14 protein-coding genes are annotated in these 14,378 nt (G+C 64.8%); 9 read left to right on the top strand and 5 right to left on the bottom strand.

The window, feature by feature from the left end:
• Positions 1-321, top strand: a 321-nt coding sequence (locus O3684_RS09990; RefSeq protein WP_500066766.1) for a hypothetical protein, incomplete at its 5' end; no start/stop codon positions are given.
• Positions 322-837: 516 nt separating this feature from the next.
• Here the strand turns inward: O3684_RS09990 and O3684_RS09985 are convergent.
• On the bottom strand, positions 838-2,280 hold the full coding sequence (locus tag O3684_RS09985; RefSeq protein ID WP_500066764.1) for a L,D-transpeptidase family protein: 1,443 nt from the start codon (positions 2,278-2,280) through the stop codon (positions 838-840).
• Positions 2,281-2,498: 218 nt separating this feature from the next.
• Between O3684_RS09985 and O3684_RS09980 the strand changes: the two genes are divergently transcribed.
• The 5 genes from O3684_RS09980 to O3684_RS09960 all read left to right on the top strand — a co-directional run bounded on the left by O3684_RS09980 (position 2,499) and on the right by O3684_RS09960 (position 7,760).
• Positions 2,499-3,821 carry an AMP-binding protein gene (locus O3684_RS09980; protein ID WP_500066762.1) on the top strand — a complete coding sequence of 441 codons (1,323 nt, stop codon included), beginning with the start codon at positions 2,499-2,501 and terminating at the stop codon, positions 3,819-3,821.
• A 43-nt stretch (positions 3,822-3,864) separates the two neighbouring features.
• A complete protein-coding gene (locus O3684_RS09975) occupies positions 3,865-4,758 on the top strand; it encodes a 1,4-dihydroxy-2-naphthoate polyprenyltransferase (protein WP_500066760.1) in 894 nt (297 codons plus the stop codon).
• Between the two features lie 193 nt (positions 4,759-4,951).
• Positions 4,952-6,583 carry an alpha/beta hydrolase gene (locus O3684_RS09970; protein WP_500066758.1) on the top strand — a complete coding sequence of 544 codons (1,632 nt, stop codon included), beginning with the start codon at positions 4,952-4,954 and terminating at the stop codon, positions 6,581-6,583.
• Between the two features lie 77 nt (positions 6,584-6,660).
• Complete coding sequence (locus tag O3684_RS09965) at positions 6,661-7,149, top strand: DUF4853 domain-containing protein (RefSeq protein WP_500066756.1); 489 nt, start codon at positions 6,661-6,663, stop codon at positions 7,147-7,149.
• A gap of 113 nt (positions 7,150-7,262) precedes the next feature.
• Positions 7,263-7,760, top strand: coding sequence for a DUF4853 domain-containing protein (locus O3684_RS09960; protein WP_500066754.1), 498 nt, complete (start codon positions 7,263-7,265; stop codon positions 7,758-7,760).
• A 77-nt stretch (positions 7,761-7,837) separates the two neighbouring features.
• Here the strand turns inward: O3684_RS09960 and O3684_RS09955 are convergent, their stop codons facing one another.
• Positions 7,838-9,271 carry an MFS transporter gene (locus O3684_RS09955; RefSeq protein ID WP_500066752.1) on the bottom strand — a complete coding sequence of 478 codons (1,434 nt, stop codon included), beginning with the start codon at positions 9,269-9,271 and terminating at the stop codon, positions 7,838-7,840.
• A 185-nt stretch (positions 9,272-9,456) separates the two neighbouring features.
• Between O3684_RS09955 and O3684_RS09950 the strand changes: the two genes are divergently transcribed.
• A complete protein-coding gene (locus tag O3684_RS09950; protein WP_500066750.1) occupies positions 9,457-10,362 on the top strand; it encodes a ribokinase in 906 nt (301 codons plus the stop codon).
• Between the two features lie 78 nt (positions 10,363-10,440).
• Complete coding sequence (locus tag O3684_RS09945; protein ID WP_500066748.1) at positions 10,441-10,833, top strand: phospholipase; 393 nt, start codon at positions 10,441-10,443, stop codon at positions 10,831-10,833.
• Positions 10,834-10,942: 109 nt separating this feature from the next.
• Here O3684_RS09945 and O3684_RS09940 read toward each other — a convergent pair whose 3' ends face one another.
• The 3 genes from O3684_RS09940 to O3684_RS09930 form a co-directional block, all read right to left on the bottom strand.
• Positions 10,943-11,611 carry a histidine phosphatase family protein gene (locus O3684_RS09940; protein WP_500066747.1) on the bottom strand — a complete coding sequence of 223 codons (669 nt, stop codon included), beginning with the start codon at positions 11,609-11,611 and terminating at the stop codon, positions 10,943-10,945.
• A gap of 64 nt (positions 11,612-11,675) precedes the next feature.
• Complete coding sequence (locus tag O3684_RS09935) at positions 11,676-11,774, bottom strand: 30S ribosomal protein bS22 (protein ID WP_003792170.1); 99 nt, start codon at positions 11,772-11,774, stop codon at positions 11,676-11,678.
• Between the two features lie 84 nt (positions 11,775-11,858).
• The gene (locus O3684_RS09930; protein ID WP_003792089.1) at positions 11,859-12,077 is read right to left on the bottom strand and encodes a helix-turn-helix domain-containing protein; all 219 of its coding nucleotides are present in this window, start codon (positions 12,075-12,077) and stop codon (positions 11,859-11,861) included.
• Positions 12,078-12,219: 142 nt separating this feature from the next.
• On the opposite strand from O3684_RS09930, the gene O3684_RS09925 reads away from it, so the two are divergent.
• Positions 12,220-13,782: a TrkH family potassium uptake protein gene (locus tag O3684_RS09925; protein ID WP_500066746.1), complete on the top strand. Its 1,563-nt coding sequence runs from the start codon at positions 12,220-12,222 to the stop codon at positions 13,780-13,782.
• Positions 13,783-14,378 lie beyond the last annotated feature (596 nt).

Below are 14,378 nucleotides of genomic sequence, written 5' to 3'. Positions count from 1 at the left end.
CAAAAAGGCCCATTTCAGCCTGTTTTGCTCGAGCAGGGAGAACTTTGTACCGCCGCCACCACCAAGAAGCCGAGCAGGGAGAACTTTGTACCGCACCAAGCGCCAAACCCGGTACAAAACTCTCCCAGCGCTCCCGTTCTACAGCGGTTCCGCGAAAAAGTTCGCCCAGCACACCTAAAAACGGCGTTTTTCGCCTCTTTCGCGCCTGCAGGGCGAACTATTTCGCGCACAAGCAAGCAACAAGCCACGCAGGGCGAATTATTTCGCGCACTGGGGATAGAACAGGAAGTGCTGACGAAGGTCGTATGCGCTGATATTTAAGGTCGCCGCCGGAGGGGCCTGGCCAGGATTCGAGACGGGGCCTGGCTGCGGCGGCCGTGGACGCCGGAGGGGCCTGGCCGGGCTTCGAGATCGATCACTCCGAGCCATCAGGCTCGCGTGTGGCGATCGCGCGGGCGGGCCGCCACCCACAGACACCGCCCACAGATGCCACCCACGGGCGCATCAAGCAGCCCGGCCCCACAGACACGCGCCACCAGGCACGCGCCCGGAACACCAGCGGCCCACTACCACCACCCACAGACACCGCCCGCAGAAGCCACCCACGGGCGCATCAAGCAGCCCGGCCCCACAGACACGCGCCACCAGACACGCGCCACCAGACACGCGCCACCAGACACGCGCCCGGAACACCAGCGGGGCCACAACCACAGACACGACAAAGCGGGCCGGAACCTCTCGGTTCCGGCCCGCCCTCGATACTCAGCGACTATCGGCGCTACGCGGCAGGTGGTGCCACGCGGCAGGTGATCGCCAGTGCGCCACCGCAGTCAGCTGTCAGTAGTGCACGACCACCGTGTCGCCCATGTCGGTCCAGTCGTAGATGAACTTCGCGGCGTCGACGGGCATGTTCACGCAGCCGTGGGAGCCGCCGTAGCCGCTCCAGCCGAAGGAGGAGCGCCAGGGGGCGCCGTGCATGGCGTAGGAGCCGGTGAAGTAGGTGACCCACGGGACGCCTTCGGTCTCATACTTGGAGCCGTCGGCGTTTTCACCGCGCATGGTCTGCACGTCGTACTTGAGGTAGACGTGGAAGGTGCCGGTGACGGTCGGGGTGTCGGGTGCGCCGGGGACCATGTAGAAGGGGCCGCCGGCGACCTTGCCACCGACATAGGCGGTGACGGTAGCGTCGGAAAGGTTGATATCGACCCACTTCTCGCCTTCGGCGGCCTGGTAGACCAGGTTTTCGGTGCCTTCGGCAACCTGCTTGGTCTCGGAGCCGGGCTCGACGTCGTCGTAGTGGAACAGGCCTTCGTATGCCTTGCCGTCGGTCATGGCGGCAACGACGTCCTTGGTGATCTGTTCGGTGTTGTTGGTTTTGAGGCCCTTCTTGCCTTCGCGTGCGACGGTCAGGACGTTGCCTTGGGAGTCGACGTTGTCGACGCGGTTTTCGGGCTTGACGTCGGTCTTGGCGGCCAGGGCGTTGACCCAGTCGGCGACCTTGACGGTGTTGATGGAGGGCGCATCCAGGCTGCCGTCATCCTTGGTGAGGAATTCGACCCACTTGACCTTGTCGGAGCGTTCGGCGGTGAAGGTGTCGATACCGTCGGAGATTTCGATGGGCGTGTCGAGGAGGGCGTTGGCCTTCTCGGCGGCGGCCTGCGCGTCCTCGGTGGTGATGGAGGGTTCCATCTGGCGCACGCTGACGTCCTGGGAGACGGAGGTGAGGGTGGCGCCGGCCTGCTTGACGGCGGCGGCCACGTCGTCCGTGGACACGCCGTTGCCGTTTTGCGCGGGGGTGACGGTGAAGGATTCACCGTCTTGCGCGACGACGACCGCGGCGTCTTTCATTTCCGAGGTCAGGGTGGAGTTCGCGGTGGCCGCGAGCTTCTTGATGGATTCCTCACTGACGGTGACGACGGGGTCGACGTTGCGCTGGGAGAACAGGGCGCTGACGAACGCGGGTAGGGACGTGGAGCCCTTCATTGCGGCGTCGGCGGTCTCGTCGGCGTCGACCGTGATGCCCGCTTCGTTGAGCGAGGCCTGCGTGGTCTTGCCTTCGACGGTGAGGGACACGTTGGTGGCGTCGGCGCGCTGGTTCACTGCGGCGACGACCTGGTCTCGGGTCATGCCCGCGACGGAGGTCCCGGCGATGGTGGTGCCGGGCAGGGCGCGTCCGGAGTAGTTGGCGGCGTAGACGACGCCGGCGCATACGACGAGGAGGACGAGGGCGCTCACAACGCCGATCGCCCATCTGGTTTTCAGAGATAGTTTCTTGAGCATCGTTTCTTATCGTATAGCCTCGTGTGCGCTTGTGGGTAAATTCCGTTGAATTTTCAGCTGAGTTATCGACCACACGGAAAGGGGCGAAATCTCGCCTTTTCGACCAACCAATCAACCGACAAACGTGATTATTGCCGCGACTCCCCTTGCCACCTGCAAGAACGCGAGCCTTTATCCTGGTTGTATACGCGTTTGCCGTCGATTTTGGGAGGCTCATCATGGCTGCGCCGCGACTTCTTGTTGTGCCCGGAGGCACCACTATCGGTGCCGTCGCGTTGGCGAACGCGTCGATCCACAAGCTTGTCGAGCTCTACGAGGAGCGTCAGGCCGACCCGAATCATCCAGCACCGCACACGGTTGTCATCCTGCGCGCGCCCGGGGATGTGCCTCCGGCGACGCTGCGCGGCTCGGCGGTGACCCCCGAGGACGCTTTCCCCGCAGACCGCTACCCCGACCTCGCCGAGGCGATCAACGCGGACGCGAATTTCTTCGACGGTATTGACCTGGTTGTCCCGACGTCGGGGTCGAGCGCGGGCACCCCCCGCCTCGTCGGCCTATCGATCGACGCGCTCATTGCTTCGGCGAAGGCCACCGAGCTGGCTCTGGACGGCCCGGGACGTTGGATCCTGGCCCTGCCTGCGCACCACATTGCGGGCGCGATGATTCTGCTGCGCGCGGCGGTCGCGGAGACGAATCCGCAGATCGTGGATACGTCCGAGGGCTTCGATCCCCGCGCGCTCCTGCCGGCGATTGCGGGCGCGACGCAGGATGGGATGCCGGGCTACCTGTCGCTCGTGCCCACCCAGCTCGCCCAGTGCCTCGAGGCGGGCGAGGAGGTCGTGGGGCCGATGCGTTCCCTGTCGGCGATCCTCGTGGGGGGCGCGGCGACGAACCAGCAGTTGCTCGCCCGCGCGATCGAGGTCGGCCTGAAGGTGCGTCTCACATACGGCATGACGGAGACGGCGGGCGGCTGCGTGTACGACGGCAAGCCCCTGCCGGGCACGTCGGTGCGCGCGGTGGATTGGGACGGCCGCACGCGCCTGGCGATTAACGGCCCCACGCTGATGACCCGCTACCTGGATGCGGAGAGCCCTTTCTTTGACGAGGGCGGCCACCGTTGGCTGCTCACCGGGGACTTGGGCATTATCCGGGCTTCTGGAACGGTAGAGGTGCGTGGTCGCGCGGACGACGTGATCGTTTCGGGTGGCCTGTCGATTGCGCCGGGGCCGGTGCGCCGGGCGGTGCGCTCGTTCGAGGGCGTGGCGGACGCGTGGATCATGGCGACGCCGGACGAGAAGTGGGGGCACGTGGTGACTGCGCTGGTGGTTCCGGAGCAGGTGCCGGCGGATTCGCTGGAGATGGCTGAGCTTGGTTCCGCGGTCCGCGAGCACACGGCGGCTCATATTGGTCGCGCGCAGGCTCCCCGCCGGGTTGTGGCGGTCGAGGCCCTCCCCTACCTGGGCTTCGACAAGGTCGACCGCGCTGCCGCAGCGCAGGCCGCCGCCGAGGCCTCGGGCACTGAACGGGAGTGGGTGCGCTAACCCGCTGCCCGGGCGAGCGCCCGCTCCAACTACACTGGTGGGCATGGCTTCCGTTTCGAACTGGATTGAAGGCGCTCGCCTGCGCACCCTCCCTGCCGCCGCCGCACCCGTGATCGTGGGGTCGGCGGCCGCGCACTACCTGGGGGGCTTCAGCACGCTGCGCGCGTCCCTGGCGCTCCTGGTGGCGCTGGCGCTGCAGGTGGGGGTCAATTACGCGAATGATTATTCGGATGGCATTCGCGGGACGGACGATAATCGCAAGGGGCCTGCGCGCCTGACGGGCGGGGGCCTCGCCAAACCGAAGACTGTCCTGGCGGCGGCGCTGGGTTCGTTCGCGCTGGCTGGGGTCGCGGGCCTGGCGCTGGTTGCGATTTCTGGTACCTGGTGGCTGATCGCCGCGGGCGTCGCGGCCGTGGTCGCGGCGTGGTTCTATACGGGCGGCAAGCACCCCTACGCCTATATGGGCATCGGTCTGTCGGAGCTCATGGTTTTTGTGTTTTTCGGTCTGCTGGCGTGCGTGGGCACGACGTGGACGCAGGTGCAGTCGGCCCCGTGGTGGCTGTGGATGAGCGCGTCGGCACTGGGCCTGCTGTCGGTGGCCCTGCTGATGGCCAACAACATTCGAGATATTCCGACGGACCGCGAGTCGGGCAAGATGACGGCGGCCGTGCGCCTGGGGGACCGGACGTCGCGCTGGGTGTTTGCGGCGTGCGCGTGGCTTCCGGTCGTGATGATCGCGGTGCTCGGCGCGGCGCTTGGCTTGCATCCGCTGGCGACGTGCGCCCTGGGCGTGGGCGCGGGCGCGTGGGCGGTCGGCGTGAGCCTGCCGGTCCTCACTGGTGCCTCGGGTCGCGAGCTCATCACAGTCCTGCGCAACACCGGTTTTTTCACGCTGTCGTGGAGTCTTCTCGCGGCGATCGCCCTCGTGATTGCGTAGGTTTTCATCGACGAGGCCGGGGCTCCACGCGCTGACGAGGCCTCGTCGACCACTGAAAAACGACCACCTGTCAGGTAGGATGACCCACAGCACTACTCACCGTTCACGCGGAGGCCCCGATGAGCAATGATTCCTACACGCCGGGCGCGCACGCCCAGATGGGCACGGTTGCCCCGGGTTCGGTGGTGAAGCCGTGAACTGGACAGACATCCAGCAATGGGAATCCGCGCCGCTGCAGACGTACGCAGTGGAGTGTGAAAACAAGCAGCGCCTGCTGCAGGCCGCAGGCGATAGCCTTGCAGACCAACTGGGTAGCCTCGTTGGTTCAAGCCAAACGGTCAAGGCCGCCAAGGTCGCGTTGCACAAGCGCATGATGGCTATCGAGAAAGAGGTTAACTTCCTCATCAGCTCAGCCGAGATCGCCTCAGAGGGCGCTGAGGGCATCAACGAGGTCCGCGCGAACGCTGACGATGCGAAGCAACTGGCCAGCACATGGGGCATGTCTATTGACGCGAGCGGGAACGTGTCGATGGATGCCGCTCAGGTGAAGAAGCTCAAAAAGGCCGGGAAGAATATCCTCGATATCAAGTACATGGTCGACACCGCACAGGAGCGTGTCAACACTGCCCTCACGCGGGCACGGGAGCTCGTCGATTCCCTCTCGCAGAAAATGTCTGCATTGGACGCGGGAGCCTACGATAACAACGTTCACTACTCTGCTATGAACAAGGTGCGTCCCTCATTGCCCCCCGCTGGTGCCTCAGCTCAGGAAGTTGCGTCCTGGTGGAACTCCCTATCCGACAAGGACAAGCAGTGGATGATCGAGCAGCATCCGGACGTCATCGGCAACCTTGAGGGCGTCGACTACACGTCGCGCAATCAGGCGAACCGGATCATGCTGCCCCGCCTCCAGAAGCAGGCAAAGGATGAACTCCAGCAGTTCTACGATACTTACGGTACGTCCATCCCCGTGACGCCTGAGAATGCCGGGTTACTCGCTGAAGAGAAACGCCTGAAAGACCGCGTGACAGCGCTCGATAAGATCGACGCAACCCTCAAGAACGAGTCCGACGGTGTTCCCCGCTACCTGATGCAGCTTGACCCGAGCGGACCAAATATCCTTGCGGCTGTCTCGCAGAATAACCCCGATGAAACTCAACACATCGGCGTCATCGTTCCCGGCATGACGACCAGCGTCGCAGGTAACGGCAAGGACGGTTCCATCGCCGATTACGATCTTCACGCCACAACCATGCGCGAGGCTGCAGAAAAGGCGGCCGGACCCGGACAAAAGGTCGCGATGGTCTCGTTCTTCGGTTACGACGCGCCTCCGGGTCTCATCCAGGCGTCAAACACCGACATGGCTCAGGCGGGTGCCACGAAGCTCGCCAACTTCCTGACCGGTATCGACGCGGCGCGTGAGCATGGAGCTGGCGACGCGCATATCACCGTCGCCAGCCACTCCTACGGCTCGACCACGGCCGGCATCGCCGCAACACTCGTGGGTGACGGCGTCATCGACGACCTGGTGCAATTCGGCTCTCCCGGCTCGGGCGTTCAGGATGTGGGCGAGTTCCATGTACCCGAGGGCCACATGTACGTGAGCGCTGCTCCCTACCTTCATGACGTGGTCCAAGGCGTCGGCCCAGACGGATCCTTTGGAAAGAACCCCGACACAATGGACGGATACAAGCACCTTTCCGGGGATGTCGGTCCTGCTCCACGCTCCTATCGGCCGTGGGATCAACATAGCGGCTACTTCCAGAAGGACACCCAGGCGAACCGAGATATTGCCAGCGTCATTGCAGGGAATCCTCCCTCATGAGAAAGCTTTTCGCCGCCCTTCTCGCATTTTTTTCAGTTATCGCATGTGCCGCGTGCGCACCGTTTTTCGGAGGATCCATGAACCCGTTTAGCCCCCAGGTCAAATCCATCGAGGCCTTCCAGCGCGACCTCGAGCCCACCATCATCGCCGCGCGCAACGAGCTCCTCACCGCCGAGAACTTCATGGCATACAAGAACAACTACACCATCTACAGGACCCAGGAGGACGGAAAGCCCGTATATTCTCTCCACTCACGCATGTTCTTCTTCACCGAGCTGGACACGGACCACATCCGCGAGATCTACAGCGAACGCCTCATCCCTCTCGGATTTGAGCTCTCCGAAAAGCGCTGGACCTCCAACGGAGTCGAGATCGTCGACTACCTGTGGATTAACGAGGAATACCACGCCGTCGTATCAGCGACAACGCGACTGGGCGAGCAGACCTCCACGTACTACTACACACAGGGAAACCCCTCGGACGGATCAACTGACGATCCCCAGCAGATGATCGACCTGCCCGGACGCATCCCCGACTGGTTCGACCCCAACCTCCCACCCGCATGACACGGATAACAAAACCTACTCGCCCGGTGCGAGGAGCGCGACCACTCGCGCTCCTCGCCTGCGCCCTCCTGGCGCTGTGCACGACCGCGTGCGCACCGTTTTTCGGAGGATCCATGAACCCGTTTAGCCCACAGGTTAAGTCCGTCGAGGCCTTCCAGCACGATCTCGAGCCCACCATCATCGCCGCGCGCAACGAGCTCGTCACCGCCGAGAACTTCATTGCCTACGTAAACGGAGACTTCATCGGCAGTTTCGGGTCCGCCCAGGGCCCACTCTATTCTGTCCACACCCGCCTGTATTACTTCAGTGACCTGGACACGGACCACATCCGCGACACCTACAACAAGCACCTCCTCCCCCTCGGATTTGAGCTATCCGAAAAACGCTGGACCTCCAACGGAGTTGATATTGTCCAATTCCTCTGGACCAATGAGGAGTACCACGCCGCCGTAGTGTCAACAACACGGCTCGGCGAGCAAAGCGCGACCCGCTACTACACGGTAGGTAACCCCTCAGACGGATCCAACGGTGATCCCAAGCAGATGATCGACCAGCCTGGACGCACTCCCGACTGGTTCGACCCCAACCTCCCACCAGCAGATCAGAAATGATCACAAGCATCCAACGCAGGCGAGGAGCGCGACCACTCGCGCTCCTCGCGCGCATGCACCGCGGGTGAGAAAGTAGCTCAGCGCCCGCGCCGGTACAGGTATTCGTGCAGCCAGTCGCCAGCGATGCCGGTCGCTGCGGCGACGACGCAGACGAGGGCGACGGCCTGGAATGCGCCCGACGCGAGCAGCGGGGTGAACACGCCGATGCCGATCGCGGCGCTGCCCTGCATGGCGAGGTCGTTCATGGCGACGGCGCGCCCGTTCTGTCCGGGGGCAACGGTCGCGAACACGGTGTCGTAGATGGGGGTGAACAGGGCGCCAAAGCCCGCGTAAATGAAGCACATCGCGGCGGTGATGACCCACGTTCCCATGCTCATGCACAGCACGAGGAGGGCGGTGCCCGTCAGGATGAAGCCGATGCACGCGCGCACGGTGCGGCCGCGTCCGATGCGGGACATGACGGCGCCCGACGTCATGGCGGTGGTCAGGGCGACGCAGTAGGCGGGCAGGAGGCGCACGGACACCTGGGCAGGCGTGAGCCCGTAGTAGGCGGCACCGATACCGTTCATGAGGGGCGCGACCGTGAAGTTCATGCAGTAGACGATCAGGATGAGGCTGATCGAGCGCGCCCACGGCACGTTCGTGAAGAAGGAGCGGGTGATGAAGGGGGCGCGCGCACGCCCGATGTAGCGCCAGAAGAGGACGCCGCCGAGGACGAGGCCGGCGATGAGCCACCAGTGGGGGTTCGCTGCGGCCAGGGTGAGCAGGAGCGCCAGGGAGGAGAAGATTGCGAGGCCGACGACGTCGACGCGGCCGGCGTGCGCACGCGCGGGCACGCGCCGCCCCATGATGGGCAGGCACGCCAGGCCGGCCAGGGGGATGAGGAGGAGGAGCGCCCAGTTGATGTCGGCGAGGATGCCGCCCGAGAGCATCCCGATCGCGGTGCCGCCCTGGAAGGCCGCGCACATGAGGCCCACGTAGAGGCCTCGTTTCTTCGGGTCGCGGATCGCGGTCGCCAGGATCATGTACGCGGAGGCGGCCGCCTGGTATCCGAGGGTTTGGAGGGCGCGCGCGACGATGACGCCAACCAGGGACGAGGAGAAGGCAAAGCCGAGCAATGACCCGGCCACGATGAGGGCGATTCCCACGTCGACGATGCGTCGCAGCGGGATGAAGTCGCCGAGGGTTCCGTACAGGAAGCAGGCGACTCCGAGGACGATGCCGGGAATCGCGGTGATGAGGCCGGACGAGTCGCCCGCGCCGATGTCTTGGGCGACGCGCAGGTATACGAGGTTGAAGCCCTGGAGGGAGACGGTGCCGAGGGCGTAGATGCCGAGGAGCGGGAGAAGGACGCGCGCCGGGCCGTCCGCGTATTCGCCGTCCGTGGCGACGGTGCGCATGTTGAGCGCGGGGGCCGAGGCCGCCCCTCGGATCACCTGTGAGGGGACTGTGGCGACGCGGCAGGTGGGACCTGCCGCTCGCGAGGAGATGAAGAAGCGGAGCGTGCGCACGGCGATTAGTTCACCACAAATCAACCGTTTAGCAGTATTGCAGGAAACTAGTGTGCGAATGAAGCTGCACTTAACACTTCGCATGGGCTAACCCGCACCACCAACTCCACCGAGGAGGTGCCAAAATACGCGACGACACCACTGTGACGTGGCACAATAGAGCATCCCATCGCAAAGGAGCGCTCATGGCACGCGTCATTGTCGTCGGTTCCATCAACCAGGATGTCACGGTCACGGTCGACCGTTTCCCCTCCCCCGGCGAAACACTCTCTGGCACCTCGCTCACCTACAGCCTCGGCGGCAAAGGCGCGAACCAGGCGGCCGCCGCCGCACACTCGGGGACGACCGTCGTCTTTGTCGGCGCGCTCGGCTCAGACCCCTCGGGCCAGCGCCTGCGCTGCGACCTGGCATCCCACGGCGTGGACGTCACGCACCTGCGCGAGGCCGACGGCCCCTCGGGAACCGCACTCATCACGGTGGCCACATCGGGAGAGAACACGATCATCCTGGACGCAGGCGCGAACGCGACTGTGAGCATCACACCAGCCAAGGCCTCGTTGTTCCCCGCCCCCTCCGACATCGTCGTCCTCCAGGCGGAGATCCCCGAGCGCGCCAACGCCGAAGCCCTCGCATGGGCACATTCCTTCGGCGCGCGCGTCCTGCTCAACCTCGCCCCCGCGCGCCCGACGGACCCCGCGCTCATGGCGCGCACGGACATCCTCGTTGTCAACGAGACGGAGGCCGGCCTCACGCTCGGTATGCCCGCCCCCGCCAGCCCCATGGAGGCGATCGGCGTCGCGCGGGCGCTGCGAGGCCTCGGCCCCAAGCACGTCATGGTCACCCTGGGCGCGGATGGGGCTGCGTGGGCGTCGGGCAGCGAGGCCGGGCACTGCCCCGCTCTCACCCTCGGCGAGGTCGTGGACACCACGGGGGCCGGGGACGCGTGCGTGGGCGCGCTGGCCGCCGCCATGGCCCTCGGCAAGCCCTTCGACGAGGCCGTGGCCGACGGTATCCGGGCCGGCTCAACCGCGGTCCTCGCGCCCGGCACCGCCCCCTCGTACGCAGCGCTCCCCCGCGTGACGCGCGCCTAAGCGCCACGCGCAGCGCCCCCGATTGCTCCGGGAGTGAACGCCCCAGCGTGAGGCGCCCCACGCCCCTATGCTAGGGGCATGGCCAGAATCGCCCTCGTCGTCGCAATGCTCGCGCTCACCATCTACGCTGCCGCCGACTGGCACCGCACGCCCGAAGACGAGATGCCCGGCAAAATCGCCAAGCCGATATGGCTCATGATCATCCTGTTCACCGCGACGGTCGCCGCCATCGGCCCCATCGCGTGGCTCGTCCTGCGGTGGGTATCCCGCGCAGAAAAGAAGCAGACACGGTCGCCCGAGGCCCCCAAGCGCCCCTCCGCCCCCGACGACGACCCCGAGTTCCTCTTCCGCCTCGAGCGCGACATCCAGCGCAAGCGCCGCGAGGAAGAACGCCGCGAGCGCGAGCGCCGCAAGCGCTCCGACGGCGACGCATCCGACCCCACCGAGGCCTCGGGCGACGAGGCCCACTAAGGGACACCGTTACCGTCCACCTCAGGCGCTGCTTATCGCGCGCCTCAGACGCGCCCTACCGCAGCGCGACCCGATACCCCCGCCGCTGCGGTCAACCCGGACGCTACGGTCAGCGGCGCAGATCCGCCTGCGAATCCCCCGGCGTCATATCCTTCGCAATCGCGACGAGGTCCGCCGCAGGCTCCGCGTAGGACGTACCCACAAGCGTCGCACCCGAAAAAATGAACGACGTGATCGACGCGAGCGCGCAGTGGCGCGACTTCGGAGAATGAGGCAACGGCTGGCCATTCACGAAACGCGTCAGCGTCACGATCGGATTCTGATGCGACACCACCAGGGCCTCGTGCCCCCGCGCCGCACGCAAAGCCGACGACAGGGCCGCACTCATACGCGACGCAACATCGCGATACGGCTCACCCCACGAGGGACGCAGCGGATTGCAGTAGTACTTGAAGTACTTCGGGTTCGCCAGCATCATGCGATTCGTGTTCACCGGCATACCCTCAAACACGTTATCGGACTCAATGAGACGCGGATCCGACTCAATCGTCAGCCCATACGCCGCCGCCGTCGGCGCCGCCGTCAACTGCGCGCGCAGCAGCGGCGAAGAAATCACGCGCGTAATATCCGCACCCGAATCCACCAGGTACTCCGCGGCGCGAGCAGCCATCGCATGGCCCAGCTCCGTCAGCCCAAAACCAGGCAGACGCCCATACAAAACACCGTTCGGATTGTCCACCTCACCGTGGCGCATAACATGAATAATGGTGCGTTCCATAACACCCAAGTATAGGGGCCCAGATACACGAGAGGCCCGACCAAAAGGCCGGGCCTCCGCTCGCTCACTTCTTGTTGCGACGCTGGTGACGCGTCTTGCGCAGGAGCTTGCGGTGCTTCTTCTTCGCCATGCGCTTGCGGCGCTTCTTGATGACGGAGCCCATGGGGTTCCTCCCTCGTAGTGTGTGCGGCAGAGGTACTACCGCTGATGGATGATGGGTGCCCGAGACGGGCACATCGTGCCTATACTACCCGCCAATGACGCGAGCCTGGTCACCAGAGTGATCCGCCATACCAGCCTGGATCATCTGGGCGACCGCGGCCTCCGGGACTCGGAAGCTCTTTCCGACGCGAATCGCGGGCATTTCGCCACTGTGAATCAAGCGGTACACAGTCATCTTAGAGACGCGCATGATGTCCGCCACTTCCGTGACAGTCATAAAACGCGGCGCCGACTGCTGTTCCATTTACTGACTCCCAGTATGCTCGCGAGGCGCGCTAAACCCGATTCGTTCACCGCTTACGTAGCCTCACGAAATATACTACTGCCCAACCACATGGAAACTGCAACTTTGTCCAGTTTTGTTGCAGAGTCGTTAAGGAGCAGCGATGGCACCGGCACGCAAGGGTCGACAACAGCGGGCGAGAACACCTCGCTTACGTCCCCAACCCGGCGCCACCCGGTCCCTGATGCGCGGGCGAGCCCCGGCCTCGTCCCCCGCTCTCTCGGAGGAAACCCTCAGCCCACAGCCCTCCCCCATCGTCCGCCAAATCCCCGGAGGACCCAGCGGCCCCCACCCCCAGGTCCCCACCTCCCGCATGCAGCGAGTGCGCGCCTGGCTCTCACGCCAAGCACGCTACTCGCCCGCACGCCTCGCACTGGGCACCTTCGCACTCATCATCGGCGTCGTCACCGCGCTCCTGATGCTCCCCATCTCCTCCTCATCGGACACGTCCGCGCCCTTCGTCGACGTCCTCTTCACCGCCGTATCCGCCGTGTGCGTCACCGGCCTAACCACCGTCGACACCGCGACCTACTGGTCCCCCTTCGGCCAAGCCGTCATCGCCGCCGGCATCGTCGTCGGTGGCCTGGGCGTCATGACCCTCGCATCGATCCTCGGATTCGCGGTGTCACGCCACCTCGGCCTCACCCAGCGCATGCTCGCCACCCAAGAAGCGGGAACCGGCGCCATGGGTCAGATCTCGACGCTCCTCAAAGCCGTCATCGCCACGTCGCTCAGCATGCAGGCCCTCCTCGCCACCATGTTCCTCCCCCGCTTCCTCGCCATGGGATTCGACCCCGTGCGCGCCGTCTGGGATGCCGTCTTCATGGCGATCTCCGTGTTCAACAACGCGGGCTTCGTCATCCTCCCCGGTGGCCTGGCGCCCCACGTCACCGACTGGTGGATGCTGATCCCCATCATCCTGGGCACAACCGTGGGCGCCATCGGCTTCCCCGTCATCATGGACGTCGCCAAAAACCTGCGCACTCCGCGCCGCTGGCGCCTCCACACCAAGCTGACACTGTCGACCTACCTGATTCTGGCGTTCGTCGGCGCCCTCGCAATGGCTCTCACCGAGTGGCACAACCCGACGACGCTCGGCGCGATCGACACGCCGTCGAAGATCCTCAACGCCATGCTCGCCGGCGTGAACTCCCGTTCTTCTGGCTTATCCGCGCTCGATGTGGGCGCCATGCACTCGCAAACCCACTTCGTCCAGGACATCCTCATGATGATCGGCGGCGGCTCAGCATCCACCGCAGGCGGCGTCAAAGTCACAACCTTCGCTGTCCTCGTACTCGCCGTCATCGCGGAAGCGCGAGGCGACCGCGACATTGAAGCCTTCGGCCGGCGCATCCCCACCTCCACGATCCGCCTGTCGGTTGCCGTGTCCCTGCTGGGCCTGGCGCTCGTCGCAATCTCCGTCGTGCTCCTCCTGTCGATGACGGAGTACACGCTCGACATCATCCTCCTCGAGACCGTGTCAGCATTCGCGACCGTCGGCCTGTCCACCGGCATCACCCCAATCCTGCCCGTGGGCGCCAAATACGTGCTGATTGTGCTCATGTTCGCGGGCCGCACCGGCTCCATGACCGTGGCCGCAGCCCTGGCCCTGCGCCAGCGCTCCCGCGTCATCCGTATGCCCGAAGAGCAGCCCATCATCGGCTGATTTCCGGGCTAGTGGGGCTCCACACAACAAACCCGCCCCCAACGAGCCCCACGCACGGGCCCAACCGGTACAAAACTCTCCCGGCACGCCCAAAAACACCGAAATCCGGCCATTTCAAGCACGCAGGGAGAATTTTCTCCCGCTTCCAACACCACGCCACCGAGCAGGGAGAACTTTCTCCCGCTTCCAACACCAATCCACCGAGCAGGGAGAACTTTCTCCCGCTTCCAACACCAATCCACCACTCACCCGGTACAAAACTCTCCCCGCACGCCCACAATCAACGAAATTCGGCCATTTCAAGCACGCAGGGAGAATTTTCTCCCGCTTCCAACACCAATCCACCACTCACCCGGTACAAAACTCTCCCAGCAACACCCACCCCCAGGCTCAACCGGTACAAAACTCTCCCAGCACGCCCACCCCCTGGCCCAACCGGTACAAAACTCTCCCAGCACGCCCACAATCAACGAAATCCGGCCATTTCTCGCGAGCAGGGAGAATTTTCTCCCGCTTCCAACACCAATCCACCACTCACCCGGTACAAAACTCTCCCAGCAACAGCCACCCCCGGGCTCAACCGGTACAAAACTCTC

The sequence above is a fragment of the Pauljensenia sp. 20925_1_27 genome (genome assembly GCF_041432835.1).
Taxonomy (GTDB): domain Bacteria; phylum Actinomycetota; class Actinomycetes; order Actinomycetales; family Actinomycetaceae; genus Pauljensenia.
Note: the sequence above shows the minus strand (reverse complement) of the source record. Positions and strands in the feature narration are given on the sequence as shown.

Excerpts from the sequence above, each read along its gene's own strand:
- O3684_RS09985 (WP_500066764.1), bottom strand. The coding sequence starts at position 2,280 with ATGCTCAAGAAACTATCTCTGAAAACCAGATGGGCGATCGGCGTTGTG.
- O3684_RS09980 (WP_500066762.1), top strand. The coding sequence starts at position 2,499 with ATGGCTGCGCCGCGACTTCTTGTTGTGCCCGGAGGCACCACTATCGGT.
- O3684_RS09975 (WP_500066760.1), top strand. The coding sequence starts at position 3,865 with ATGGCTTCCGTTTCGAACTGGATTGAAGGCGCTCGCCTGCGCACCCTC.
- O3684_RS09965 (WP_500066756.1), top strand. The coding sequence starts at position 6,661 with ATGAACCCGTTTAGCCCCCAGGTCAAATCCATCGAGGCCTTCCAGCGC.
- O3684_RS09960 (WP_500066754.1), top strand. The coding sequence starts at position 7,263 with ATGAACCCGTTTAGCCCACAGGTTAAGTCCGTCGAGGCCTTCCAGCAC.
- O3684_RS09950 (WP_500066750.1), top strand. The coding sequence starts at position 9,457 with ATGGCACGCGTCATTGTCGTCGGTTCCATCAACCAGGATGTCACGGTC.
- O3684_RS09945 (WP_500066748.1), top strand. The coding sequence starts at position 10,441 with ATGGCCAGAATCGCCCTCGTCGTCGCAATGCTCGCGCTCACCATCTAC.
- O3684_RS09940 (WP_500066747.1), bottom strand. The coding sequence starts at position 11,611 with ATGGAACGCACCATTATTCATGTTATGCGCCACGGTGAGGTGGACAAT.
- O3684_RS09935 (WP_003792170.1), bottom strand. The coding sequence starts at position 11,774 with ATGGGCTCCGTCATCAAGAAGCGCCGCAAGCGCATGGCGAAGAAGAAG.
- O3684_RS09930 (WP_003792089.1), bottom strand. The coding sequence starts at position 12,077 with ATGGAACAGCAGTCGGCGCCGCGTTTTATGACTGTCACGGAAGTGGCG.
- O3684_RS09925 (WP_500066746.1), top strand. The coding sequence starts at position 12,220 with ATGGCACCGGCACGCAAGGGTCGACAACAGCGGGCGAGAACACCTCGC.